Annotated in this window: 4 protein-coding genes; 3 read left to right on the top strand and 1 reads right to left on the bottom strand. The window is 61.3% G+C overall.

Annotated features, from left to right (window positions below; translation table 11 throughout):
* Positions 1-34: 34 nt before the first annotated feature.
* Positions 35-3,745: a methionine synthase gene (gene metH, locus HX846_RS24150; RefSeq protein WP_178966230.1), complete on the bottom strand. Its 3,711-nt coding sequence runs from the start codon at positions 3,743-3,745 to the stop codon at positions 35-37.
* A 164-nt stretch (positions 3,746-3,909) separates the two neighbouring features.
* Here metH and HX846_RS24145 point away from each other — a divergent pair, with 164 nt between their 5' ends.
* The 3 genes from HX846_RS24145 to nfuA all read left to right on the top strand — a co-directional run bounded on the left by HX846_RS24145 (position 3,910) and on the right by nfuA (position 7,949).
* Complete coding sequence (locus HX846_RS24145) at positions 3,910-6,201, top strand: fatty acid cis/trans isomerase (RefSeq protein ID WP_003210812.1); 2,292 nt, start codon at positions 3,910-3,912, stop codon at positions 6,199-6,201.
* 81 nt (positions 6,202-6,282) lie between these two features.
* Positions 6,283-7,305, top strand: coding sequence for an acyltransferase (locus HX846_RS24140; RefSeq protein WP_177029366.1), 1,023 nt, complete (start codon positions 6,283-6,285; stop codon positions 7,303-7,305).
* 59 nt (positions 7,306-7,364) lie between these two features.
* Positions 7,365-7,949 carry a Fe-S biogenesis protein NfuA gene (gene nfuA, locus HX846_RS24135; RefSeq protein ID WP_003210817.1) on the top strand — a complete coding sequence of 195 codons (585 nt, stop codon included), beginning with the start codon at positions 7,365-7,367 and terminating at the stop codon, positions 7,947-7,949.
* The last annotated feature ends 129 nt before the right edge of the window (positions 7,950-8,078 follow it).

The raw sequence follows: 8,078 nt of genomic DNA, 5'->3' as shown, positions 1-8,078 counted from the left end.
AGCCGGCTGGACGCCCGGGCCAGCGCGCCACAACTTAGTTGTCGTAACCCAGGTTCGGCGCCAGCCAGCGTTCGGTCACGCTCAGGTCCTGCTCCTTGCGGGCGGTGTAGCTGGCGACCTGGTCCTTGTCGATCTTGCCCACCGCAAAGTACTGCGCCTGCGGGTGAGCGAAGTACCAGCCGCTGACGGCCGCTGCCGGGAACATCGCGTAGTGCTCGGTCAGGAACACGCCGCTGCGGCCGGCGTGCATCTCCTGGGCCTCAGGGTCCAGCAGCTGGAACAACTGGGCCTTCTCGGTGTGGTCCGGGCACGCCGGGTAACCCGGGGCAGGGCGGATACCGCTGTACTGCTCCTTGATCAGCGCTTCGTTATCCAGCACTTCGTCCTTGGCGTAGCCCCAGTGTTCCTTACGTACTTGCTGGTGCAGCCATTCGGCGCAGGCTTCGGCCAGGCGGTCGGCCAGGGCCTTGACCATGATCGAGTTGTAGTCGTCGCCGGCGTCCTGGTAGGCCTTCGCCACTTCTTCAGCGCCGATGCCAGCGGTGGTGATAAAGCCACCGATGTAGTCGGTTACGCCGCTGTCCTTGGGCGCGACGAAGTCGGCCAGGGAGAAGTTCGGCTTGCCGTCGGTCTTGATGATCTGCTGGCGCAAATGGTGCAGCCTGGCAATCGGCTGGCCGTCATCGCCGTAGACTTCCAGGTCATCGTCCTGCACCTGGTTGGTCGGCCAGAAACCGAACACCGCGCGGGCGCTGATGAGTTTTTCGTCGATCAGCTTCTTGAGCATTTCCTGTGCGTCGGCGTACAGCGCCGTCGCCGCTTCACCCACCACTTCATCGGTGAGGATGCGCGGGAACTTGCCGGCCAGGTCCCAGGAGATGAAGAACGGTGTCCAGTCGATGTACTCGGCCAGGACGTTGAGGTCGATATTGTCCAGCACCTTGGCGCCGGTAAACGTCGGCTTGACCGGCGTGTAGCTGCTCCAGTCGAACTGCGGCTTCTTGGCGATGGCGGCCGGGTAGCTCAGGCGCTCGGTGCGCGCGCTGCGGTTGGAGGTGCGCTCGCGCACGTCGATGTATTCCAGGCGGGTTTTCTCGACGAATGCCGGCTTCAATTCCTTGGACAGCAACTGCGTCGCCACGCCCACGGCGCGGGAGGCGTCGGTGACGTAGATCACCGCGTCGTTGCTGTATTTGGGCTCGATCTTCACGGCCGTGTGGGCCTTGGAAGTGGTGGCGCCACCGATCATCAGCGGCAGGTGGAAATCCTGGCGCTGCATCTCGCGGGCGACGTGCACCATCTCGTCCAGGGACGGAGTGATCAGCCCGGACAGGCCGATGATGTCGCACTTCTGTTCCTTGGCCACCTGCAGGATTTTCTCGGCCGGGACCATCACGCCCAGGTCGACGATGTCATAGCCGTTGCAACCCAGCACCACGCCGACAATGTTCTTGCCGATGTCGTGCACGTCGCCCTTCACCGTGGCCATCAGGATCTTGCCCTTGGCTTCCGGCTTGTCGCCTTTTTCCAGCTCGATGAACGGGATCAAGTGGGCCACGGCCTGCTTCATCACCCGGGCGGATTTCACCACCTGGGGCAGGAACATTTTGCCGGCGCCGAACAGGTCGCCGACGATGTTCATGCCGGACATCAGCGGGCCTTCGATCACTTCGATCGGGCGCGCGAACGACTGCCGGGATTCCTCGGTGTCTTCGACGATGTGGGTGGTGATGCCCTTGACCAGCGCGTGTTCCAGGCGCTTGTTGACTTCCCAGCCACGCCATTCTTCGGTCTCGGCTTCCTTGACGCTGCCGTCGCCCTTGTACTTGTCGGCAATGGCGAGGAGGGCGTCGGTGCCTTCCGGGGTGCGGTTGAGCACCACGTCTTCCACCGCGTCACGCAGCTCGGCCGGGATCTGGTCGTAGATCTCCAGCTGGCCGGCGTTGACGATACCCATCGTCAGGCCGTTGCGGATCGCATACAGCAGGAACACCGAGTGGATCGCTTCACGCACCGGGTTGTTGCCACGGAACGAGAACGACACGTTGGACACGCCGCCCGAGGTCAGCGCATACGGCAGCTCGTCGCGGATGTAGGCACAGGCGTTGATGAAATCGACGGCGTAGTTGTTGTGCTCTTCGATACCGGTGGCGACCGCGAAGATGTTCGGGTCGAAGATAATGTCTTCCGGCGGGAAGCCGACTTCATTCACCAGGATGTCGTAGGAGCGTTTGCAGATTTCTTTCTTGCGCGCTTCGGTGTCGGCCTGGCCGGCCTCGTCGAACGCCATCACCACCACCGCCGCGCCGTAGCGCTTGCACAGCCTGGCGTGGTGAATGAACTGCTCCACGCCTTCCTTCATGCTGATGGAGTTGACGATGCCCTTGCCCTGGATGCACTTCAGGCCGGCTTCGATCACTTCCCACTTGGAGGAGTCGATCATGATCGGCACGCGGGAGATGTCCGGCTCGCCGGCAATCAGATTGAGGAAGGTCACCATGGCCTTCTTCGAATCCAGCATGCCTTCGTCCATGTTGATGTCGATCACCTGGGCGCCGGCTTCCACCTGCTGCAGGGCGACTTCCAGGGCCTCGGTGTAGTTGTCTTCACGGATCAAACGGGCGAAGCGGGCGGAACCGGTGATGTTGGTGCGCTCGCCGACGTTGACGAACAGCGAGCTGCGATCGATGGTGAACGGTTCCAGGCCCGATAGGCGGCAGGCCTTCGGAATGTCCGGGATCGGGCGCGGCGCATAACCGGCCACGGCCTTGGCGATGGCTTCAATATGGCCCGGGGTGGTGCCGCAGCAACCACCGACGATGTTCAGGAAGCCGCTCTGGGCGAATTCCTCGATGACCTTGGCGGTTTCCGACGGCAGTTCGTCGTACTCGCCGAATTCGTTGGGCAGGCCGGCGTTCGGGTGGGCGGAAACGTGGGTGTTGGCCTTGTTCGACAGCTCTTCCAGGTACGGACGCAGCTCGCTCGCGCCCAGTGCGCAGTTCAGGCCCACGGACAGCGGCTTGGCGTGGCTGACCGAGTTCCAGAAGGCTTCGGTGGTCTGGCCCGACAGGGTACGGCCGGAGGCGTCGGTGATGGTGCCGGAGATCATGATCGGCAGTTCGACGTTCAATTCTTCGAACACGCCCTGTACGGCGAAGATCGCGGCCTTGGCGTTGAGGGTGTCGAAAATGGTTTCGATCAGGATCAGGTCGGCGCCGCCTTCGATCAGGCCTTTGGTGGCTTCGGTGTAGTTTTCCACCAGCTCATCGAAGGTCACGTTGCGGTAGCCGGGGTTGTTTACGTCGGGCGACAGCGAGCAGGTACGGCTGGTCGGACCGAGCACCCCGGCGACGAAGCGCGGCTTGGCCGGGTTTTCCAGGGTCTTGGCGTCGGCGATCTTGCGCGCCAGGCGCGCGCCTTCTACGTTTAATTCGTAGGCGAGGTCTTCCATGCCGTAGTCGGCCATGGAAATGCGCGTGGCGTTGAAGGTGTTGGTTTCCAGGATGTCGGCGCCGGCATCCAGGTAGGCTTTCTCGATGCCGCCGATCACGTCCGGACGGGTGATTACCAGCAGGTCGTTATTGCCCTTGACGTCGCTCGGCCAGTCGGCGAAGCGTTTGCCACGGTAGTCCTGCTCTTCCAGTTTATAGCTCTGGATCATCGTGCCCATGCCGCCGTCGAGGATCAGGATGCGTTCCTTGAGGGCTTGGTGGAGGGCTTGCAGACGAGCGCTACGATCGGGCATGGGACTACTCTGGTCAGGTATTACGGAGGGCGAAGATCATAACAAACCTGTGCGCTTTTAGAGCATGTGCTGGGTTTGCATGAATATCGCTCATGTTGGTGGGGGCGTTACATCGGTAGAATCGACGGGTTTTTCACTGCACGCATTGAATCGGGACCGGAAACATGTCACTTCGCCTCATCGTCAGCGCCGCGTTTGCGCTGTTCGCCCTTACCGCACAGGCAGAAGGTCCCGCCCCGGCGATCTCTTATACCCGTGACATCCAGCCGATCTTCACCGAGAAATGCGTGGCCTGCCACGCCTGCTACGACTCGGCCTGCCAGCTCAACCTGGGCAGTGCCGAAGGCGCCGCACGTGGCGCGACCAAGGTGCCGGTGTACGACGGCGAGCGCAGCCAGGCCAGCCAGCCCACCCGTTTGTTCTATGACGCCTTCGGCAAAGCCGCCTGGCAGCAAAAGGATTTCTACTCGGTACTCGACGCCCAGGGCAGCCAGGCCGCACTGATGGCGCGCATGCTGGAGCTGGGGCATAACGCGCCGCTTGCGCCCAACGCCAAGCTGCCCGACGACATCGTGCTGGGCCTGAGCCGCGAAAACACCTGCCCGATGCCGGGGGAGTTCAACGCCTACGCAGGTAACCACCCGAAGGAAGGCATGCCCCTGGCCGTCACCGGCCTGACCGACCAGCAGTACCAGACCCTGCAACGCTGGCTGGCCTCCGGCGCACCGATCGACGAACAAGGCCTGGCCCCGAGTGCCAAGGAAGCCTTGCAAGTGCAGCAATGGGAAAACCTGTTCAACCAGCCCGGGGCCCGGGAAAGCCTGGTGGCGCGCTGGTTGTTCGAGCACCTGTTCCTTGCCCACATCTACTTTGAAGGCGGCGAGCCGGGGCATTTCTTCCAGTGGGTACGCTCGCGCACCCCGAGCGGGCAGCCGATCGACCTGATCAACACCCGCCGCCCCAACGACGACCCGGGCACCCAGGTGTACTACCGCCTGTGGCCGGTGCAGGGGGTGATCGTGCACAAGACTCACATCACCTATCCGTTCAGCGCCGAGAAGATGGCCCGGATCAAGTCGCTGTTCTATACCGATGACTGGCAGGTGCAAGCCTTGCCGGGCTACGGGCCGGGCCGGCGTGCGAACCCGTTCGAGACCTTCGAGGCGATTCCGGCCAAGGCGCGCTACCAGTTCATGCTGGATAACGCCGAATACTTCGTGCGCACCTTTATTCGCGGGCCGGTATGCCGGGGCCAGATCGCCACGGACGTGATCCGCGACAACTTCTGGACCCTGTTCCAGGACCCCGACCACGACCTGTATATCACCGATGCCCGCTACCGCGGCCAGGCCACGCCGTTGCTGGCGATGCCGGGGCAGATTGACGATGTGGGCAGCGTGCTCAGCCTCTGGCTCAAATACCGCGACAAGCGCAACGAGTACGAGGCGTTGCGCCGGGACAGTTATGCCGACCTGCCGCCGCCGAGCTGGTCGAGCCTGTGGGCGGGCAACGACAACGCCTTGTTGAGCATCTTCCGTCACTTCGACAGCGCCTCGGTGACCAAGGGCTTGATTGGTGAAGTGCCGCAAACCCTGTGGCTGTTCGACTATCCGCTGCTGGAGCGCACCTACTACCAGTTGGCGGTGAATTTCGATGTGTTCGGCAACGTTTCCCATCAGGCCCAGACGCGCCTGTATTTCGACCTGATCCGCAACGGTGCCGAGCAGAACTTCCTGCGCCTGATGCCGGCGGACTCTCGGGATGACTTCCTTGACGATTGGTACCAGAACAGCGGCAAGGTCAAGCTGTGGCTGGACTATGAAGCCATCGACGATGACAAGCCCACGGGCCTCAAACTCGATGAAAAGGACCCCAAGCGCGACTTCGCCAACCAGTTGCTGGCCCGTTACGGCGACCTGAACGCCAGCCCGGACCCGATCAACCGTTGCGTCAGCGCCTATTGCTCGCGTCCGGGCATTGACCCTGCGTTGCAGGACGCCGAACAGGCCCTGAGCCGCCTGACCAACCGCCCGGCGGCGGGGCTCAAGGTGATCGACCTGTTGCCGGAAGCGACCATGCTGCGCATCGAAACCCGCAGCGGCAAACGAGAGATGTACAGCCTGTTGCGCAACCGCGCCCACAGCAACGTGGCCTTTATGCTCGGTGAGGCTTATCGCTATCAGCCGGGCCTGGACACCGTGACCATTTATCCCGGCGTGCTGAGCAGCTACCCGAACTTCATGTTCAACATTCCGGCGCAGCAAGTGCCGGAGTTTGTCGCTGCCATGGAGAATGCCAAGGACGCCAATCGCTTCGAGAAGATTGTCGACCGCTGGGGCATCCGCCGCAGTCACCCGCAGTTCTGGCAGTACTTCCACGACCTGTCGCAGTACATCCGCGAAACCACGCCGGTGGAAGAGGGCGTGCTGGACATGAACCGCTACGAGAATCTTTGATCGACCTTTGACCGTCGACGGCTGTCCCAAGCCATAGGCACCTGAATAACCGGTGTCGAGGGTTGGGAGAGTGGGTCGACGATGTTGATTTCAGTACAGGCACTGCGCGCCCTGGCGGCCTGGACCGTGGTGGGTCATCACTTCATGCAGATTTTCTTTGGCTTTAAGGCCGATTCGGCGCTGGGCCACCTGTTTGTCGACAAAGGTGCGGCGGGCGTGGATGTGTTTTTTGTGATCAGCGGCCTGGTGATCTTCCTCTCCACCGAGAACAAACAGCTGCCGCCCTGGCGATTCCTGCTGTATCGCCTGCTGCGAATCGTCCCGGCCTACTGGTTCTACACGCTGTTGATGGCGCTGCTGGTGGTATTTGCGCGGCCGGTGTTGCCGGACCAGAGCGTCGATGCGGCCCATGTGTTGATGTCCTTGCTGTTCATACCTTCCGAAAATCCCGGTGGTTATGGGGTGTACCCGACCTTGAACGTCGGCTGGACCCTGAACTACGAGATGCTCTTCTACGTGCTGTTTGCGTGGGCGTTGCTGTTTCGCCGGCAGTGGCGGGTGCTGGTGGTGGGCGCGTTGTTGTTCGCAGTGTGCCAGGCGTGGACTTCTTTCGGCTGGATCAGCGATTTCTATCGTTCGGACATCGTGTATGAGTTCCTGCTGGGGATAGGCATCGGCATGCTCTACCGCAAGGGCTGGATTCGCCCCGGGCTGTGGCTTCCATTGCTGGGGATTGCGGGGGCATTGCTGGCGATCTATCACTGGCCGGCATCGCCGCGGGCCCTGACCTGGGGCTTGCCGAGTGCGGTGCTGGTGGTGGCCTGTATCTCGATGGAACGCTATTTCGAGCGCAGCCGACTGCTCAAGGTGATGGGGGATTGTTCCTACTCGGTCTATCTGATGCACGTGCTGGTGTTGTCCGCCGGCGGTTTTGTCGCCCAGCGTTATGGGGTGAATGCCTACGTGATGCTCGGCGTGTGCGTGGTGCTGATCGCCCTTGGGTCGCTGGCCAGCTATCACTGGCTGGAAAAGGGCAGCTATCGTCGGCTCAAAGGCTGGTTCGATGGCGACGAACGGTTGGTGCTTTCCCGACAAAAATACTAGGACTTTGTACCTCGGTAATAATTTGGCGTAAACTGCCGGCAAGCCTGCGAGGAGTTTCCATGACCGCCATAACCATTACCGACGCCGCCCACGATTACCTGGCTGATCTGCTGTCGAAGCAGAACACCCCGGGCATTGGCATCCGCGTCTTTATCACCCAGCCCGGCACCCAGTACGCTGAGACGTGCATTGCCTACTGCAAGCCGGGAGAAGAAAAACCTGAAGATACGGCGTTGGGGCTGAAAAGCTTCACCGCGTATATCGATGCGTTCAGTGAAGCGTTCCTTGACGATGCGGTGGTTGATTACGCCACGGATCGCATGGGCGGCCAACTGACCATCAAGGCGCCGAACGCCAAGGTGCCGAATGTTAATGCGGATAGCCCGATTAACGAGCGCATCAACTATTACCTGCAGACCGAGATTAACCCTGGGTTGGCCAGCCACGGTGGTCAGGTGAGTCTGATTGACGTGGTTGATGATGGTATTGCTGTGTTGAAGTTTGGTGGCGGTTGCCAGGGCTGCGGCCAGGCGGACGTGACCTTGCGTGAGGGTATTGAGCGTACGCTGCTTGAGCGGGTTCCGGAGCTCAAGGGTGTGCGGGATGTGACTGACCATACGCAGAAAGAAAACGCCTACTACTAAGGGTGTTCGCTGCGGATGTGAAAAACGGCGCCCCGTGAGCGCCGTTTTTTTATGGTTTGGATTCAGTGGGTTGCGTTAGGGTTGTGAGGTTTTAGGTTAGGTATGTTGTGTACATATCCGTTATTTAGG

Source organism: Pseudomonas sp. K5002 (genome assembly GCF_013386655.1).
Lineage (GTDB): Bacteria > Pseudomonadota > Gammaproteobacteria > Pseudomonadales > Pseudomonadaceae > Aquipseudomonas.
The sequence above is the reverse complement of the archived record's forward strand: the minus strand, read 5'-3'. Positions and strand labels throughout refer to the sequence as shown.

Coding starts and splice junctions, on each gene's coding strand:
- HX846_RS24145 (WP_003210812.1), top strand. CDS start 3,910: ATGTCACTTCGCCTCATCGTCAGCGCCGCGTTTGCGCTGTTCGCCCTT.
- metH (WP_178966230.1), bottom strand. CDS start 3,745: ATGCCCGATCGTAGCGCTCGTCTGCAAGCCCTCCACCAAGCCCTCAAG.
- HX846_RS24140 (WP_177029366.1), top strand. CDS start 6,283: ATGTTGATTTCAGTACAGGCACTGCGCGCCCTGGCGGCCTGGACCGTG.
- nfuA (WP_003210817.1), top strand. CDS start 7,365: ATGACCGCCATAACCATTACCGACGCCGCCCACGATTACCTGGCTGAT.